This window comes from Actinomycetota bacterium, from assembly GCA_030776725.1.
Lineage (GTDB): Bacteria > Actinomycetota > Nitriliruptoria > Nitriliruptorales > JAHWKO01 > JAHWKW01.
In genome coordinates this window covers 15624-32096 of sequence record JALYHG010000131.1, presented here as the reverse complement: position 1 = coordinate 32096, position 16473 = coordinate 15624, and the positions used below count along the sequence as shown (strand labels likewise).

General features: G+C 72.1%; 15 protein-coding genes and 1 tRNA gene. 11 read left to right on the top strand and 5 right to left on the bottom strand.

Annotation, left to right across the window (positions count from 1 at the left end; all coding sequences use genetic code 11):
* Positions 1–861: a non-homologous end-joining DNA ligase gene (ligD, locus tag M3N57_06265; protein MDP9022296.1), complete on the top strand. Its 861-nt coding sequence runs from the start codon at positions 1–3 to the stop codon at positions 859–861.
* Complete coding sequence (locus M3N57_06260) at positions 858–1622, top strand: 5-formyltetrahydrofolate cyclo-ligase (protein MDP9022295.1); 765 nt, start codon at positions 858–860, stop codon at positions 1620–1622. The genes ligD and M3N57_06260 overlap by 4 nt, the downstream gene beginning before the upstream one ends.
* Positions 1623–1640: 18 nt before the next feature.
* Here the strand turns inward: M3N57_06260 and M3N57_06255 are convergent, their stop codons facing one another.
* Positions 1641–2555, bottom strand: a complete 915-nt coding sequence (locus tag M3N57_06255; GenBank protein ID MDP9022294.1) for a cobalamin-binding protein — start codon at positions 2553–2555, stop codon at positions 1641–1643.
* A 91-nt stretch (positions 2556–2646) separates the two neighbouring features.
* Between M3N57_06255 and M3N57_06250 the strand changes: the two genes are divergently transcribed.
* The 4 genes from M3N57_06250 (at position 2647) to nadC (ending at position 6242) form a co-directional block, all read left to right on the top strand.
* On the top strand, positions 2647–3144 hold the full coding sequence (locus M3N57_06250; GenBank protein ID MDP9022293.1) for a hypothetical protein: 498 nt from the start codon (positions 2647–2649) through the stop codon (positions 3142–3144).
* Positions 3145–3172: 28 nt separating this feature from the next.
* Positions 3173–4177: a hypothetical protein gene (locus tag M3N57_06245; GenBank protein MDP9022292.1), complete on the top strand. Its 1005-nt coding sequence runs from the start codon at positions 3173–3175 to the stop codon at positions 4175–4177.
* A 132-nt stretch (positions 4178–4309) separates the two neighbouring features.
* On the top strand, positions 4310–5332 hold the full coding sequence (gene nadA, locus M3N57_06240; protein ID MDP9022291.1) for a quinolinate synthase NadA: 1023 nt from the start codon (positions 4310–4312) through the stop codon (positions 5330–5332).
* A 40-nt stretch (positions 5333–5372) separates the two neighbouring features.
* Positions 5373–6242 (top strand): carboxylating nicotinate-nucleotide diphosphorylase, encoded by an 870-nt coding sequence (gene nadC / locus M3N57_06235; GenBank protein MDP9022290.1) that lies wholly within the window; start codon positions 5373–5375, stop codon positions 6240–6242.
* Between the two features lie 132 nt (positions 6243–6374).
* Here nadC and M3N57_06230 read toward each other — a convergent pair whose 3' ends face one another.
* Positions 6375–8075 carry a VanW family protein gene (locus M3N57_06230; protein ID MDP9022289.1) on the bottom strand — a complete coding sequence of 567 codons (1701 nt, stop codon included), beginning with the start codon at positions 8073–8075 and terminating at the stop codon, positions 6375–6377.
* A gap of 161 nt (positions 8076–8236) precedes the next feature.
* Between M3N57_06230 and guaB the strand changes: the two genes are divergently transcribed.
* Entirely contained in the window at positions 8237–9706 is a 1470-nt protein-coding gene (gene guaB, locus M3N57_06225) for an IMP dehydrogenase (protein MDP9022288.1), read from the top strand.
* Between the two features lie 29 nt (positions 9707–9735).
* On the opposite strand, the gene dacB is transcribed toward guaB, so the two are convergent.
* A complete protein-coding gene (gene dacB / locus M3N57_06220) occupies positions 9736–11217 on the bottom strand; it encodes a D-alanyl-D-alanine carboxypeptidase/D-alanyl-D-alanine-endopeptidase (protein MDP9022287.1) in 1482 nt (493 codons plus the stop codon).
* A complete protein-coding gene (locus M3N57_06215; protein MDP9022286.1) occupies positions 11214–12374 on the bottom strand; it encodes a MarP family serine protease in 1161 nt (386 codons plus the stop codon). Before M3N57_06215 ends, dacB begins: the two co-directional genes overlap by 4 nt.
* Positions 12375–12448: 74 nt before the next feature.
* On the opposite strand from M3N57_06215, the gene M3N57_06210 reads away from it, so the two are divergent.
* Positions 12449–13978, top strand: coding sequence for a glucose-6-phosphate isomerase (locus tag M3N57_06210; GenBank protein MDP9022285.1), 1530 nt, complete (start codon positions 12449–12451; stop codon positions 13976–13978).
* Positions 13979–14102: 124 nt separating this feature from the next.
* Positions 14103–14345 (top strand): hypothetical protein, encoded by a 243-nt coding sequence (locus M3N57_06205; GenBank protein MDP9022284.1) that lies wholly within the window; start codon positions 14103–14105, stop codon positions 14343–14345.
* A gap of 97 nt (positions 14346–14442) precedes the next feature.
* On the opposite strand, the gene M3N57_06200 is transcribed toward M3N57_06205, so the two are convergent.
* Positions 14443–14516, bottom strand: a tRNA-Val gene (locus tag M3N57_06200).
* A 38-nt stretch (positions 14517–14554) separates the two neighbouring features.
* Between M3N57_06200 and M3N57_06195 the strand changes: the two genes are divergently transcribed.
* Both M3N57_06195 and M3N57_06190 read left to right on the top strand, forming a co-directional pair.
* The gene (locus M3N57_06195) at positions 14555–15691 is read left to right on the top strand and encodes a Nif3-like dinuclear metal center hexameric protein (protein ID MDP9022283.1); all 1137 of its coding nucleotides are present in this window, start codon (positions 14555–14557) and stop codon (positions 15689–15691) included.
* A 49-nt stretch (positions 15692–15740) separates the two neighbouring features.
* Positions 15741–16472: a C4-type zinc ribbon domain-containing protein gene (locus M3N57_06190; protein ID MDP9022282.1), complete on the top strand. Its 732-nt coding sequence runs from the start codon at positions 15741–15743 to the stop codon at positions 16470–16472.
* Position 16473: the final 1 nt, after the last annotated feature.

Genomic DNA, 16473 nt, shown 5'->3' with positions numbered 1-16473 from the left:
CTGTTCCCCGACGCCGGGATCACCAAAGGCGACATGGTCGACTACTACAGCCGGGTCGCCGAGGTGATGCTCGCGCACCTGCGTGGCCGTCCGCTGATGCTGCAACGCTTCCCCCAGGGCATCGACGCCGGCGGGTTCTACATGAAGGACGTCCCCGACCACTTCCCCGAGTGGATCCACACTGCTGAGATCCCCCGCCGGGAACGTGGGACCATCGAGCAGGCGTTCCTGTGCGATCAGCCGGCCGCGCTCGTGTACCTGGCCAACCAGGGCACGCTCACCTTCCACGTGTGGCCCGCCCGCGCCGACCGCCTCGACACGCCCGATCTGATGGTGTTCGACCTCGACCCTCCCGACGGGGACGTGGCGTCCCTGCGTGATGTGGCGCGGTCACTGCGGGGTGTGCTGCACGAACTGTCGCTGGTCGCGTTCCTGCAGACGTCAGGATCGAAGGGCTACCACGTGGTCGTCCCGCTGGACGGCACGGCGGACTTCGACGCTGTCCGAGACGTCGCTCGGCGGGTGGCCGAGTACGTGGCCGGACAGGACCCCGACCGGCTCACGACCGCGCAGCGCAAGTCCAAGCGGGGCGATCGGATCTTCATCGACATCAACCGCAACGCCTACGCGCAGACGTTCGTCGCCCCGTACGCGATCCGTGCCCGGCCCGGCGCCCCGGTGGCGACACCGATCGACTGGCATGAGCTCGGCCGTGCCGAACCGACCTCGTACACGGTGGGCAACCTCTTCCGCCGGCTCGGTCAGAAGGACGACCCGTGGGCCGGCCTTCACGAGCACGCCTCGGGCCTCGACGACGCCCAGCGACGTCTGGCGCAACTGGTCGAGGCGGCGGCGCGGTGACCCGACGCCACGACCGCGACGCCGGCGGGGACCGCGACGTCCTCGAGCGTAAGGCGGAGCTGCGCCAACGGATGTGGGCGGCACTGCGGGAGGCCGGCGCGGATCGTTTCCCCGGCGCCGAAGGCCGGATCCCCAACTTCACCGGTGCAGAGCACGCCGCGGAGCGCCTCCGCGGACTGGACGTCTGGCAGGGGGCGTCGACAGTGAAGGCCAACCCGGATTCTCCGCAGTGGCCGGTCCGTCAGCGGGCGCTGGAGGACGGCAAGATCGTCTTCATGGCGGTGCCGCGGCTCGCCGACGAGCGCCCGTTCCTCCGTCTCGACCCTGATCACCTCGACGACAGCCCGCGTCAGGCATCGTCGATCAAAGGATCGTCGGGCAACGGCGAGCCGGTCGACGTCGACGACCTCGAACCCGTCGACCTGGTCGTCACGGGTTGCGTCGCGGTCGGGGCCGACGGGGCGCGCCTGGGGAAGGGCGGCGGCTTCAGCGACCTCGAGTTCGCCGTCGCGCGGGAAGCCGGCCTGATCACCGACCACACCTCGGTGGTGACGACGGTGCACGAGGTGCAGGTCGTCGAGGCCGGCACCATCCCGATGACGCCCCACGACGTCCCGGTGGACGTGGTGGTCACGCCCGACCGGGTCCTCGACTGCCGCCCCGGCACGTTCCCGCGGCCGGATGGGGTGCGGTGGGAGGAGCTGACCGACGACAAGGTCGCGGCGATCCCGGTGCTGCAGCGCCTGGGCGACCGCGGTTGACGCAGCAGGCCGGGTGGTTCACCAGCGCTGCCAGGCGTCCCCCTCCAGCGGCATCGCCGGGCCAACCCCATGGGCGACGGCGACGAGGATCGCGGCGGAGGTGATCAGGCGCGGTCCGGGTCGGTTGAAGTAGGCCGACCCGTCGGCGAAGGCCACCCGGCCGCTGCGCACCGCGGACAGGTCCTGCCAGCCGTCCAGCGCCGCGAGGATGTGGCGGTCGGCCACGGCCCGATCGAGGTGGAACCCGCACGGCGCGATGACGATCACGTCGGGGTCGCACGCACGCAGTGCCTCCGACGTGACGGTGGGGGAGTGACCGCCGGGAACGCCCAGGACGGGTTCGGCTCCGGCGATCTCGACCAGCTCCGGCGCCCAGTTGCCGCCGGCCATCACGGGATCGGTCCACTCCAGCAGCGCCAGCCGCGGCCGTCGCCGGCCGGCCACGCTGGCGGACAGGTCGTCCAGCTCGGTCTGCATCCTGTCCACGAGCCGTTCTCCGGCTGTGCGATCGTCGAGGGCGTCGGCGATGCGCACTACGTCAGCGAACACCTCTCGCAGGGTCATCGGCGAGGACGTGAGCACGTCCACGTCGCGGTCGAGGTAGCTGCGGGCGGCGCGCACGACCTCGTCCTCGGCGACGGCGCAGACCCGGCACAGGTCCTGGGTGATGATCAGGTCGGGGTCGGCGGCTGCCAGCGCGTCCGGGTCCACCCGGTAGATCGACAGCACCCGCGTGAGCAGGTCGACCACACCGCGGTGGATGTCATGGGACGAGCCCACCGGCTCCCTCCGCGGCCGGCTGACCACGGGCAGGTCCACGACCTGCCGCGGGTGATCGCACTCGTGGCTCCGCCCCACCAGCTGCCCCCCGCGGCCGAGTGCAGCCACGATCTCGGTCGCGGACGGCAGCAGGGACACGATCCGGTGTTCCACGGCCTGCTCACCTCGTCGCGTCCCTGTGCCGAGGACGCTAGCGGCCGGCCGCCGCCCGGCCCCCGGTACGCTCCCGACCGAGGAGGACATCGTGGACGCCGCGCACAACGGGGTGGAGCCGCTGGTCCTGCGTCCTGCTCGCACGACTGCGGCCTGGTGGAGCCTGCTGGGCCTCGCTCTGGTCGCGGCCGGTGCCGCACTCGTGGCTGATTCCGGCGGCCACCCGCTGTCCTGGGCCGGTCTGGCCCTGTTCGTCCCGGTGGCGGCGTTCTTCGTCGCCCAGCTGGTTCCCGGCATGGCGTGGGTACACCTCGACGGTGAAGGGATCTACGCGCGGATGCTGTGGTGGCGGACGGCGGTGACGTGGGACCACGTCCACCTGGCGCGCGTGCGACGTGTCGCCGGCGATCCGGTCCTGGTCCTCGACGTCCGAGAGCAGGGAGCCGACGGGGCGGAGCACCGCCGCCACACCGCGATCGTGCTCCCGGTCGGCTGCGACGTCACGGCGTTGCACGATCTGCTGGCGCGGCGACTCGGCCGCGGTGGCCGGCTCGCAGCTCCCCGCACGCTCCGTCCGCTGGACCTGTAGCCGCTACCGTCGTGCGGCGGCTCCGCGCGTGCACCCGGCCGGGGAGCAACCGATCGCCGTTGACGTCACGGTGGGCCTGAACGCGGTGATCATCACGGTCACCGCCGGGGTCCCGCGGGTGCTGATCGTCGCGCGACCGCCGGTCGGCGCGCTCGCTGACCGCGAGGAGCCGCTCGACGCGCTGCCGTTCGGGCCACTCGATCCCGACCGCGACCGCACTCTCGAGCTGGGGTTGCGGCGGTGGGTGTGGGAACAGACGGGGATGGAGCTGGGCTACGTCGAGCAGCTGTACACGTTCGGCGACCGCGACCGCTGGCCCGCCGCGGACGCGCGCGTGCTGTCCGTCGCGTACCTGGCGCTGGTCCACGAGAGCCCACCGGTGGCCGCGGTCGAGGCCTGCTGGCATGACCTGTACGCGTACCTGCCATGGGAGGACTGGCGCGGACAACGCCCGGAGACCATCGACCGTCACGTCGTCCCGGCTCTGGAGGCGTGGGTGGGCGCATCGGTGGACGCGACGGTGGCCGGCGGGCGACGGGAACGGGCGGCGATCACGTTCGGGCTGTGGGGCGCACCGTGGGACCGCGAGCGTGTGCTCGAGCGCTACGAACTCCTCTACGAGTTGCGGCTGGTGCCCGAGGCCGCGCGCGACGGTGGTGGAGGGCTGCACACGGGAGCGCACGGCGGCCGCCAGGACGCGGCCTGGGGTCGCCCGATGGCTCTGGATCACCGGCGGATCGCCGCGACGGCCCTGGGCCGCCTCCGCGGCAAGTTGCGCTACCGACCCGTGGTGTTCGAGCTGCTACCGGAGACGTTCACCCTGCTGCAGTTGCAGCAGGTGGTCGAGGCTCTCTCGGGCGTGGAGCTGCACAAGCAGAACTTCCGTCGGCTGTTGGAGCGAGGCCGGCTGGTGGAGGGCACCGGCCGCCACGAGAGCCGTCGACGGGGCCGCCCCGCGGAGCTGTTCCGCTTCCGCCGGGAGGTGCTGCGCGAGCGGCCTGCTCCCGGAGTGGGCGTCCCCGGCGGGCGCTGACGGCTCGACCGGGCGGCGACCGCCTGCGGCGACATGAGCCGCCCCGCGCGGCCGGCCGTGCGCTGTTGACCGCCGGTGGAGGCGCGGTTAGCCTCGGCCCTCTTTATACTCACGTCGAGCATAAGGTGTGCGATGCCGGCCCGCTCCCGTCCCGTCCGCGCACCTGCCGAGCAGCCAGCCACCGGCCCCGCCCCGGCGCCGGGGCGGCTGGAGGCCATCCCCGCGATCGAGTGGGCCGCCCACCAGCCGCTGATCGCCGCGATCGACGACCTCAAGCGGCGCCGCAACGCGGTGATCCTCGCACACAACTACCAGACGCCGGAGATCTTCCACGGCGTGGCGGACATCACCGGCGACTCTCTCGCGCTGGCCCGCCGCGCCGCGGACACCGACGCCGACGTGATCGTGCTCGCCGGCGTCCACTTCATGGCGGAGACCGCCAAGCTGCTCAGTCCCGACCGGACCGTGCTCATCCCCGACCTCGACGCCGGCTGTTCGTTGGCAGCATCGATCACGGCCGCCGACGTCCGCCTGCTCCGCCAGCGTCACCCCGGCGTGCCGGTGGTGTGCTACGTCAACACCTCCGCGGAGGTGAAGGCCGAGTCGGACGTGTGCTGCACGTCCGCGAACGCGGTCGAGGTGGTCGAGTCCTTCGGCGTGGACCGGGTGATCATGCTCCCCGACGAGTACCTCGCCCGCCACGTCTCCACCCAGACCGCCGTCGAGGTGATCCTGTGGCGGGGCCACTGCGAGGTGCACGAGCGCTTCACCGCAGCCGACCTGGGCCTCTACCGCCAGCAGGTGCCCGACGTCGAGATCGTCGCGCACCCCGAGTGCCCGCCCGACGTGCTCGCCGAGGCGGATTTCGTGGGCTCGACATCGGGGATGATCCGCTACGTGGGCGAGCGCCGGCCCCGACGCGTCGTGCTGCTCACCGAGTGCTCGATGAGCGACAACGTCGCCGTCGCCTACCCCGACGTCGAGTTCCTGCGGCCGTGCAACCTCTGCCCGCACATGAAGCGGATCACGCTCACGAAGATCCTGCGCTGCCTGGAGCGCCTCGAGCACCGCGTCGAGATCCCGCCTGCGACCGCCGCCCGGGCGCGGCAGGCGGTCGAGCGGATGCTGGCGATCGGGCGAGGGGCGTCGGGGTGACCGCACCGCCGCGGGGACAGCTGCGCGCGCATTGAACGCGGTGCCGGCGCACCTGACAGCTCCTCCGGCGTTCCTCTACGAGCCGGTGGTCCGCCGGGCCCTGCTGGAGGACCTCGGGGGCGCCGGCGACCTCACCACCGACGCGATCGTCCCGCCCACCCTCCAGGCAACCGGGGTCGTGGCTGCCCGCAGGCCCGGCCGGGTCGCCGCTGTCATGCTCGCCGCGACCGCGTTCACCCTCATCGACGGGAGGGTCCGCGTCCGTCCGGCGGTCGAGGACGGGACCGACGTGGCCGCAGGCGACGCCCTCGCGGTCGTCGAAGGCCCCGCCCCGGCGCTGCTGTCGGCGGAACGCACCGCCCTCAACCTCCTGAGCCACCTCTGTGGCATCGCGACCGCGACCAGGGACGTGGTCGCGGCGGTGGTCGACAGTGGCGCCCGCGTGGTCCCCACCCGGAAGACGACGCCCGGACTGCGCGCCCTCGAGCGCTACGCTGTCCGCGCCGGCGGGGGGGCCGACCACCGCTTCGGACTCGACGACGCGGTGCTGGTCAAGGACAACCACCTGGTCGTGGCGGGCAGCATCGCCGAGGCGGTGCACCGGGTCCGCCGTCGGGTCGGTCACCTGGTGAAGATCGAGGTCGAGATCGACCGGCTCGACCACCTCGACGAGGTCCTCGCGGCGGACGTCGACGCGGTCCTGCTCGACAACCTGCCGCTGGACCTCGTGCGGGAGGCGGTCCTGGCGGTCGAGGGGCGCGTCCTGCTCGAGGCGTCCGGTCGCATCACCCTCGAGACGGCACCGGCCGTGGCCGCCACCGGCGTCGACCTGTTGTCCGTCGGGTGGCTCACCCACAGCGCCCCGGCACTGGACATCGGCTTCGACCTGCACGCGGTCGGCTCGTCCTGAAGACGCGCGGCTCCGCCCTCGCCGCCGACCTTCCCGGCCTCGACCGAGGGCGAGCACAACCGCGGTTCCGGCCCAGTTCGGAGGCTGCTGGGTGTCAATGTTCAGCGTCGTGGCGGCACGAGCCGAACGGTGTCAGTCCTCCGGCTGGTAGCGGTGGAAGAACTCCTCGGTCCGCTGCGAGCCGTCCGGGTAGGTGATCGTCCGTCTCACCGTCACGTCGAACCCGTCGCGGGCCGCGCCCTCGACCACGTTGTACGGCCCGATGGTCTGGCTGTCCACGTCCGCCCACGGGGTGCTGAAGAACTCCACCGTGATGGAGGTGCCGGTGTACGCGGTGTGCACCAGGATGCCGTACGGCGAGTCGTTGGTGACGGCCACGTCGATCAACCCGTAGTAGATCGTCGACTCACGACCCATCGGGTACCGCGAGATGTAGTAGCTGTGCGGCTGGAACTCATCGAGCTCGATCCCCGAGAAGTACGCCGCGTTGAAGAACGTGGTGGCGAACTGGCTGACCCCGCCCCCGACCTCCTCCTCGAACTCCCCTTCGACGATGACCGGCGCCCCAACGAAGCCGCGGGCCCGCGTCCGGCGACCCACGTGACCGTTGAGCGAGAAGCTCGCGCCCGGCTCGATGATCGCCCCGTCGACGATGTCGGCCATGCGGTGGATGTTGGTGACCCGCGGCTCGCAGCAGTCGTGTCGGGTCGTGAAGCGCGAGACGCGCTCGCGGATGCCGAGCTCCTCCGCCTCCTCCCGGGTGCGGTCCGGTTCGACGGTGCGCCCGCGTAGTTCGCCGGTGCGGTCACCCGTCCGGGTCGCGATCTCCACCAGCGCATCGGCGGTGGTCTCCGCGTCGAGCGCGAAGCCCACCGTCCCGCCGCGGATGCGGACCTCATCGCCGACGACCTCGAAGCGAGCCTCGACCGGTTCCACCTCGATCTTCTCGAGGCGATCCGAGCCGATCACCTCACGGAGGCGGTCACCGCCGGCGGCGATCTGCAGACGCTGGCCCGGAGGCGCGTCCTCGTGGGTACGCACCTCGAGGATCGCGGCGATCTCGCCGGGCGCGAGCTCGAGATCGGCGCCACCGCCCGGGTTGGTCAGGTGCACCGGTCCGCTGATCGCCCGCCTCGCTGGCGGGAGCGCCGCCTGGACGTCCTCACTCGTAACCGATGGTCGTAGCGTGCGGTGCTCGACCTGCACCGTGACCTCGCCCGCCTCGGCCAGGATGGGTTCGACCGCAGCGGCGACGTCCGAGGCGGCCACCTGAACACCTTCGGTCGGCTCGCGGACGCGCACGCCGGCCGTCGCCGGATCTTCGCCGACCTCGAACGCGACGCGAGCGGCGCGGGGCTGACGTGACAGGTGATCGGCTGCCTGCGCCGACCAGCGTCGCAGCACCTGCTCGTCGACGTCGTGACGGAGCTGGACGTCGAGGCTGCGACCCATTCGGCTGGCGACGTGGTCCACGAGCGCTCGCCACAGGCCGCGCCGACCGCGTCGCCACGCAGCCTCAGTGGTCGACGCCACGTCGATGTCCAACCCAGCGGTGCCGCGACGGACGCGGATGGTGCGTCCGTCGCTCGTCACGGTGATCGTGGCGTCGAGGCGCTCGGCGGCGAGATCCGCCACGACCGTGCGCAGCTGTTCGCGTGGCAGCCCGCCGACGGGTTGGCCGGCGACCGTCACGCCGGTCAGGACCCCCGGCGTCGCTCGCCTCAGGACCGCGACGGCTCCCGCGGCGGCCAGGTGAACGACGACCAGGGTGGCGCCCACCACCGCCGCCCAGACCACCCATCGGGCGGTGCGGCGATCATCGTGGCGCGGCATCTCCCGACCGTAGGCGGACGCCACCGTCGCGTCGGGCGGCCGATCACGCGGTCGGGCGCCGGACGGCCGACGCCGACTGGGTGGATCCTGGGGCGCACCCGGTTGGCGGGCGCTGACAGGCCGCGCCGGTACGGTGCCACCAGACGAGCTCGGAGGCGTCCGTGGTCGATCTCCCGGAAGCGCTGTCGTACGACGATGTGCTCTTACTGCCACAGTCATCGACGGTGCTGCCCCGCGACGTGGACACCTCCGCCGTGTTGCACGACCGGGTTCGGCTCCGCCTCCCGCTGGTGTCGGCTGCGATGGACCGCGTCAGCGAAGACCGCATGGCGATCGCGATGGCCCGCAACGGCGGTCTGGGCGTCATCCACAAGAACGCCCCCGTCGAGGCGCAAGCCGCGATGGTCGAGCAGGTCAAGCGCTCGGAGTCGGGCTTCATCTCCGAACCGTTGACGTTGCGGCCCAACGACTCCGTGCGGCGGGCCCACGAACTGATGGCGCGGTACCGGGTGAGCGGCTTCCCGGTGGTCGACGACGCTGGTGACCTGCTCGGGATCGTCACCAACCGCGACCTCCGGGCCGGCATCTCCGACGACGATCCGGTCTCGCAGCACATGACCGCTGACGCTTTGATAACCGCGCCGGCCGGGACCACACTCGAGCAGGCCCGCGATCTGATGCAGCAGCACCGCGTCGAGAAGCTCCCGATCGTCGACGGTCGACGGCTCGTGGGGATGTTCACCTTCAAGGACGTCGAGAAGGTCCGCACGTTCCCCAACGCCGCCAAGGACCCGCGCGGCCGGTTGCTGGCCGCCGCTGCCGTCGGGGTCGGGCCCGACGCGATGGAACGTGCGGCGGCGCTGGTCGAGGCGGGCGTCGACCTGCTGGCGGTCGACTCCGCGCACGGCCACGCCGCTGGGGTGCTGGAGTTCGCCGCCAAGCTCAAGGACCGCTACCCCGACGTCGCGATGATGGTCGGGAACGTCGCCACCCCCGACGGCGTGCGCGCCTGCGTCGATCACGGTGCGGATGTCGTCAAGGTCGGCGTGGGTCCCGGCTCGATCTGCACCACCCGGGTGGTGACCGGGGTCGGGGCCCCGCAGTTCACCGCGGTGCTGACCTGCGCGGAGACCGCCGCCGAGCTCAACGTCGCCACCGTCGCGGACGGCGGGATCCGCTACTCAGGCGATCTCGTCAAAGCGTTCGGCGCTGGCGCGACCGCCGTCATGGTCGGCAACCTCCTCGCCGGGACCGACGAGTCGCCGGGCGACCTCGTCCTCGTGGGCGGCCGTCGGTACAAGGAGTACCGGGGGATGGGGTCGGTGGATGCCATGCGGGCGGGTTCGGCCGACCGTTACTTCCAGGGTGACCGCCAGACCCAACCATCGAAGCTCGTCCCCGAGGGCGTCTCGGGGCTGTTGCCGTACCGCGGCACGGTTGCGGAGGTCGTTGCACAGCTCGAGGGCGGGCTGCGCTCGGGGATGGGCTACGTCGGCGCCAACGACCTGGCGTCTCTTGCGGCACGCGCCCGTTTCGTGCGCCAGACCGCCGCCGGCGCCCGCGAGTCCCACGTTCACGACGTCGACATCGTCCACGAGGCCCCCAACTACCAGGTGCCGGGCCGGAAGTGAGTGCCGCGTGTGAGTGAGCGCGACGCGGATCAGACGGGGCAGCGCAGCTGGTAGGGATCGACCAGCGGGGGAGGGGAAACCGGCGGCGCCGGCGGGAGCGTGACCCGCTCGCAGCCATCCAGATGGGCGACGATCGACAGGGCGAGTTCGTCCTGCATCTCGAGGACTCGCCAACGGCCGGGTCCGGCGAGGTCGTTGGCGAGGACGGCGAAGTGGTAGGCACGGTCGTCGGATCCGCGGATGCGGCCGACCAGACCGCGCACGTCCTCGAGCGTTCCGGTCTTCCCGCGCAGCCGCCCCGTCCCGACCGTGCCGCGCAGCCGCTGCTTCAACGTGCCGGTCACGCCGGCGACCGCGAGGAGATCGCGCCAAGCAGGACCGACCGGTGAGCCGTGCAGCGCCAGATCGAGGCGTGCCAGGAACCCTGCGCTGACCCGGTTCGTTCGCGACAGGCCGGAACCGTCGGCCAGCCGGACCCCCGTCCAGTCGAGTCCGAGATCCTCCAGCGCGGCACGCACCGCCGCTTCGGCGCCCGCCCAGGTCGCATCCCCCGTCGTGCGCGCCCCGATGGTGCGGAAGATCGCGTCCGCGAAGTGGTTGTCGCTGTCGCGCAGCGTGTGGCGGAGCAGCTCCAGGAGCGGTGGGCTCGACACGTGGCCGATGTCGATCGGGGTCGGTGGGGGACGGAACGACGAGCGTGTGGCACCGCTGATCGTCACGCCACGTTCGGTCAGCAGATCCGCGAAGGCTCGCGCCGCCTCGGCGGCCGGGTCGGAGGTGGGTTCGATCAGCACCCGGCCGCGGTCTTGGACCTTGAGGCCGCCGTCGACGGTCAGGCCGGAGACCGGTCGGGCGTCGTGCTCGTCGAGGTAGCGCGGCAGCCAACCGTCGGCCAGCGGTTGGTCGGCGAAGACCCGTGGGTCTGCCACCACGTCGCCGGTGACGTGACGGACCCCGGCTGCGACCACGCGGTCGGCCAGCGCCTCCAGCGGCGTGCGTGGTCGCGCGGGGTAGACCTCGGCACCGTACAGCGGTGTGGCCAGCGCCGGATCGCCGCTCCCGACCACGACCAGGTCGCCGTTGAGTGTCCCGTCGGGACCGGCGGGGGCGGTGGCGCGGACGGAGGTCACGTACCGGTACTGCGGACCGAGGGTGGCGAGCGCCGCGGCGGCCGTGACGATCTTCAGCGTGGATGCGGGCAGCAGCAGCTGGTCTCCGCGGTGGTCGTAGACCGCGCGGCCGTGCTCGTTCAAGACCGTGACCGCCATCTGGTGGCCCGTCAGCTCCTCGGTTCGGTGCACGATCTCGGTGATCCGCAACCGCAGAGGGGGATCGAAGTTGCGCTGCGGGATGGGTTCGACGCGGAGCGGCGGCGCGGCAGCGGCCGCGGTCGGTGCCGCGCTCGACGATGGGGTCGGGGTGCTGACCGTCGCGGGAGCCGGGGCCGTGCAGGAAGCCGCCACCAAGGCAGCAGCAGCGACGCCTGCACGGACGGAGGCGCGGTCGATCACAGGCACGGTCCCGTACTCACCGCCTGAGGTCCAGCCGGAAGGACCGCGCGCAGTTCCTGATCGGTGAGTGCGTAGGCGGTCTGCGGTCGGTCGGGCGCGATCGCGAACGCCACCGCGACGACCGCTCCGTCCGAGCGCACCACCGCCGCGCCCGAGTCTCCTTGGCGCAGAGCCGCCGACAAGACGTACACCTGGCGCCGCACCTGGCTCTGGCCGTAGATGTCGCGGCCGACGGCGGTCAGCTGCTGGCGGATCACCATCGGGGCCATCCGCAGCTGATCCTGACCGAGAGGGTAGCCGAACACCGCCCCGTCGGCACCGGTTGCGGCGGCGGAGATGGGCAGGGCAGGGCGTCCCAGCCCCGGCACGCGGAGCACCGCGAGGTCGCGGCCGCTGTCGAAGGCCACCACGGTCGCCGGCAGCCGCGCCCCGTCGTTGCGCAGGATCTGCACCGTCCCGGCGCCGGCGATGACGTGCGCGTTGGTGACCACGGTGTCCCCGGCGGCGACGAAACCGCTGCCCTCCTGCAACCGTCGGCAGGCCTGCGCCTCCACGGCGACAGCCGACTGCGCCACCTGCTGCTGGACGCCGGCCGGCATCGGGATCGTGTCGGGCGGCGGGCCGACCTCGGGTGCGGGGCGCAACCCACTGAAGACCTCCGGGAACGGGGTCTTGCCGACCAGGTTGCGCAGCGCCCGGACATGATCGGGTGGGGGTGGCGCCACCTCGTCGAGGGCCGTGAGCAACGTGGAGGTGCGGGTCATCTGTGCGACCGCACCCGGGACGTCGGCCAGAGCCGGGGTCAACAGCCACACCAGCGCCCCGACGCCGACGATCCCGGCGATGGCGCCCGCACCCCGGTCGACCTGGCGGGCGGGGCCGTGCGGCACCCACCGCAGCAACCCGGCGCCGATCGTGTACCCGATCGCCTGCCCGAGCATGGCTGCGCCCAGCACCACCCCGATCGCCACCAGGAGGGAGGTCAAGGGGTCGGTCCCACCGAACGCCGAGACCGCCGGGGCGACCAGGAGCGTGCCGATGATCAGCCCGCCCAGCGCACCACCCCAGGACCCGACGCGGAGCAGGAAGCCCATCTGGTACCCGCCGGCTGCGGCCATGAGCGCCAGCACGGCGATCAGCGCGTCGAGGACGTTCACCCGGTCGCTCGGCCCCTGTCGCGGCAGCGATGTGCGATCCTAACCTCGACCCGGACCGATCCTGGAGGAGCGGTTTGAGCGAGCTGGGCCCGATCGCCGACGGGGTGGAGTCCACCCTCTCGCGGCTCGAGGAGCGCGAGGCGGTCCGACGCGTCTGGGAACGCGACCACACCCTGTGGCAGGACGATCCCGCGGAGGTCGCCGACCGGCTGGGCTGGCTCGACAGTCCCCGCGAGATGCGCGACGGCTTCGACCGGCTCGCCGCCTTCGCGGCGCAGGTCGCTGACGACGGTTTCACCGACGTGGTCCTGAGCGGCATGGGCGGTTCCAGCCTCTTCCCGCAGGTGGTGGCGCGGACCTTCCCCACCGGCGAGGGCTCCCCCCGGCTCCACGTCCTCGACTCCACCGACCCGGCGGCCGTACGCCGCGCCGGCGAGGTCGCGCCGATCGAGCAGATCCTGTTCGTCGTGTCGTCCAAGTCGGGGACGACCATGGAGACCCGCAGCCACCTGGCCCACTTCTGGGAGGCCACCGGCGAGCGCGGTGACCAGTTCGTGGCGATCACCGACGCGGGGACGCAACTGGCTGAGCTGGCCCGCGACCGGGGCTTCCGCCAGGTGTTCGAGAACCGCCCGGACATCGGCGGTCGTTTCTCAGCGCTGTCGTACTTCGGCCTCGTCCCTGCCGCGCTGGCCGGGGTGGACGTCGAGGAGCTACTGGACCGCGCCATCGAGGCCAGCGACGCCTGCGGACCTCACGTTCCGGCCAGCGACAACCCCGGCGCGTGGCTCGGCGCGGTGCTGGGGTCGGCCGCCCGGGCGGGGCGCGACAAGCTGACGCTGCTCCTGCCAGAGGGTCTGTCGGCGTTCGCGGACTGGGTTGAGCAGCTGATCGCGGAATCGACCGGGAAGTACGACACGGGGATTGTGCCGGTGGTCGGCGAGCCGTACGGACGTCCCGAGGTGTACGGCGACGACCGGATGTTCATCGTGAACGCCGCCACAGAGGCGGCCGAGGAGCTGGCCGCGGCGGGACAGCCGGTCGTGGACTTCCACCCGAGCGAACCGTTGGACCTGGGAGCCGAAGCCTTCCGGTGGGAGCTGGCCACGTCCCTGGCCGGCACGGTGCTGGGCATCAACCCCTTCGACCAGCCCGACGTCGACGCCGCCAAGCGTGCCGCGGCCGAGTTGCTGAACTCCGAGCCGGTCGAGCGGCCCGAGGAGCCCCTGGAGCCACTCCTGGAGCAGGTCCGTCCCGGCGACTACCTGGCGATCCTCGCCTACGTCGACCCGGCGTCAGCGCTGGTGGAGCAACTGCAGAAGGTGCGTGTGGCGCTGCGAGACCGCCTGCGAGTGGCCACGAGCCTCGGCATCGGACCGCGGTACCTGCACTCGACCGGGCAGCTGCACAAGGGCGGCCCGTCCAGTGGGGTCTTCGTGCAGGTCGTGGTCGAACCCGACGACGACCTGGCGGTGCCGGGTGAGTCGCACACGTTCGGCACGCTGATGCGCGCCCAGGCAGCCGGGGACCTCGATGTCCTGGACCGACGGGGTCGCCGAGCGCGGCGGGTCGCGCTCGAGGAGCTGCTCGACGTCGACACCTGACCGGCAGTCCCCCCCGACGCGGGGTCGGTGTCCGCCTGGCCGTGCTGGCGGTGGCGGTCATCGCGTCGTGGCGTACATCTGTTATGAGACAGTCGGAACACGGGGTCGGAACACGGGGATCGACGTGCGCTTCGTGGCAGCGGTGGCCAGCGCCGTGGTCGTTGTCGGTGCCGGGGCGCTGCAGGCCCGGTCCGACCCGCCGCGTGCCGTCGAGATCGAGTGCGGCGGGTACGACGCGGACGGCCGCCTGGTGTCCGCCGAGGCCGCCGCGATCGAGGAGGTACCGGTCGACCCGGACGGGACCATCCACATCCCACCGATCTGTGGCGGGTACAGCGAAGACAGGGTCTTCATCGGCGACGTCTAGCCAGGCGACCGCGAGACGCGGTGGGGTCACCGACGCCAGCCCTGACGGCCCCAGCCCTGACGGCCGTTGAGAGACCCCGGCGATCCACCTGGCCGCGTGGGCGCGGACGGTTTCGAACCGCCGACCTCTCGGGTGTAAACCGAGCGCTCTCCCAGACTGAGCTACGCGCCCAGTCGATGATGCTACGGCCACACTCGCTTGGAGGCAGCATGACGGACACAGTCGGTGACTGGGTGGAACTGGTCCACACCCGTTACCCGCCGGAACACGCCGCCGACTGGGACGAGGTCGGTCTGCAGGTCGGCGACCGCGGCTGGCCGGTGGACCGGGTCCTGGTGAGTCTCGACGTGACCTCGGCCGTGGTGGCGGAGGCGGCAGCTGGCCCACCGACGCTGGTGGTGGCCCACCATCCGCTGCTGTTCCGCCCGCTACGGCGCCTCACTCCCGACACCGCCAGCGGCCGTGTGGCGCTGGCGGCAGCCCGCGCCGCTGTCGCGGTGCTGGCCGCCCACACCAACCTCGACGTCGCCGAGGATGGGTCGGGGACGTCCGATCCGGTGATGCGGTGCCTCGACATCGCCGACCCCGATCCGCTCACCCACCAGCCGGCAGCCGGCGGCGAGATGAAGCTCGTCACGTTCGTCCCAGCCCCGCACGTCGGTCGCGTCCTCGATGCACTGGCCGGGGTGGGCGCGGGGGTCATCGGCGACTACGAGCGCTGCTCGTTCCGTGTGCGGGGCACCGGCACCTTCCGGCCCCGAACGGGCGCCGACCCGCACGTCGGCGCGGTCGGGGAGGACAACGAGGTGGTCGAGGACCGGCTCGAGATCGTCGTCCCGGCGGGGCGCATCGCCCCAGCCGTGGACGCGCTGCTGCACACGCACCCCTACGAGGAGGTCGCCTACGACCTGTATCCGCTCGCCCGCGGAACGCGCGCGTCGTTCGGTCGGGTGGGCGACCTGTCACGTCCGGCTGCGTTGCGGGAGGTGGCGGCCCGCATCCGTGACCGGCTACCGGCACCGCACCTGCGTTACGCCGGAGACCCCGACCGCACCATCCGGCGGGTCGCGGCTGTCGGCGGCTCCGGACAGGAGTTCGTGACCGACGCGCTCTGCGCCGGAGCTGACGTCTTGGTCACCGGCGACCTCAAGCACCACGGCGTCCTCGACGCCCTCGAGTCGGGCCTGGCCATGATCGACGCCGGCCACCATGCCACCGAACACGCCGCGATCGGGCCCTGGCTGCAGCGCCTAGAGGCGGACGCACACCGGCGGGGCCTGCGCGCCGACCTGGTAGCGTCCCGCACGTCGACGGTGCCCTGGGCGGGCGACGCAGCCGTGCCCTGACCTGATCGCCTGACCTGATCACCTGACCTGATCCACGGAAGCGACGCACGTGCCCGACGAGCTCCGCCCCCCCGCCGTGGAAGGGTTGCTCCGCCTCCAGGACGCCGAGATCACGATCCGGCAGCTCGAACGGCGGCTCGAGGACCTCCCCGAGCAGGCCGACCTCGACGTCGTCCGACACGAGGCGGCTGCGCTCAAGGCCGAACAGGATGCGCACCGCGTCGACCGGGATCTGCTGGACTCCCAGATCCGGCGGCTCGAAGGGGAGTTGTCCGTCCTGCAGCAGCGGCGTGATGCCGAGCGGTCACGCCTGTACGGCGGGGGGATCGCCAACCCCCGCGAGCTCCAGGCGCTGCGCGCCGACCTCGACCACGTCACCGGCCGCATCGAGCACCTCGAGGACGAGCTGCTGGACGTGATGGAGAGGCGGGAGGCGTTGACCGGCACGATCGACGAGCTCGAAGAACGTCGCCAGGCGCTGGCTCCGCGCGCGGAGGAGCTGACCAAGGCGCGCGACGAGGCAGCCAAGGACGTCCTCGCGGAGTTGGCCGAGGCCAGGGTGAGACGTGACGCCGAACGCGGTGCCGTCCCCGACGATCTGATGCGCCGCTACGAGGCCTCCAAGTCCCGCCACGGTGAGGTCGGTGTGGGACGGCTGGAGGGGACCATGTGCAGCGCATGCCGACTGGAGCTCACCCCGTTGGAGATCAGCGAGCTGCGCAGCGGTCCACCGGTCGGGACGTGTCCGCAGTGCCAACGGCTGCTGGTCGCCATCGATTGAC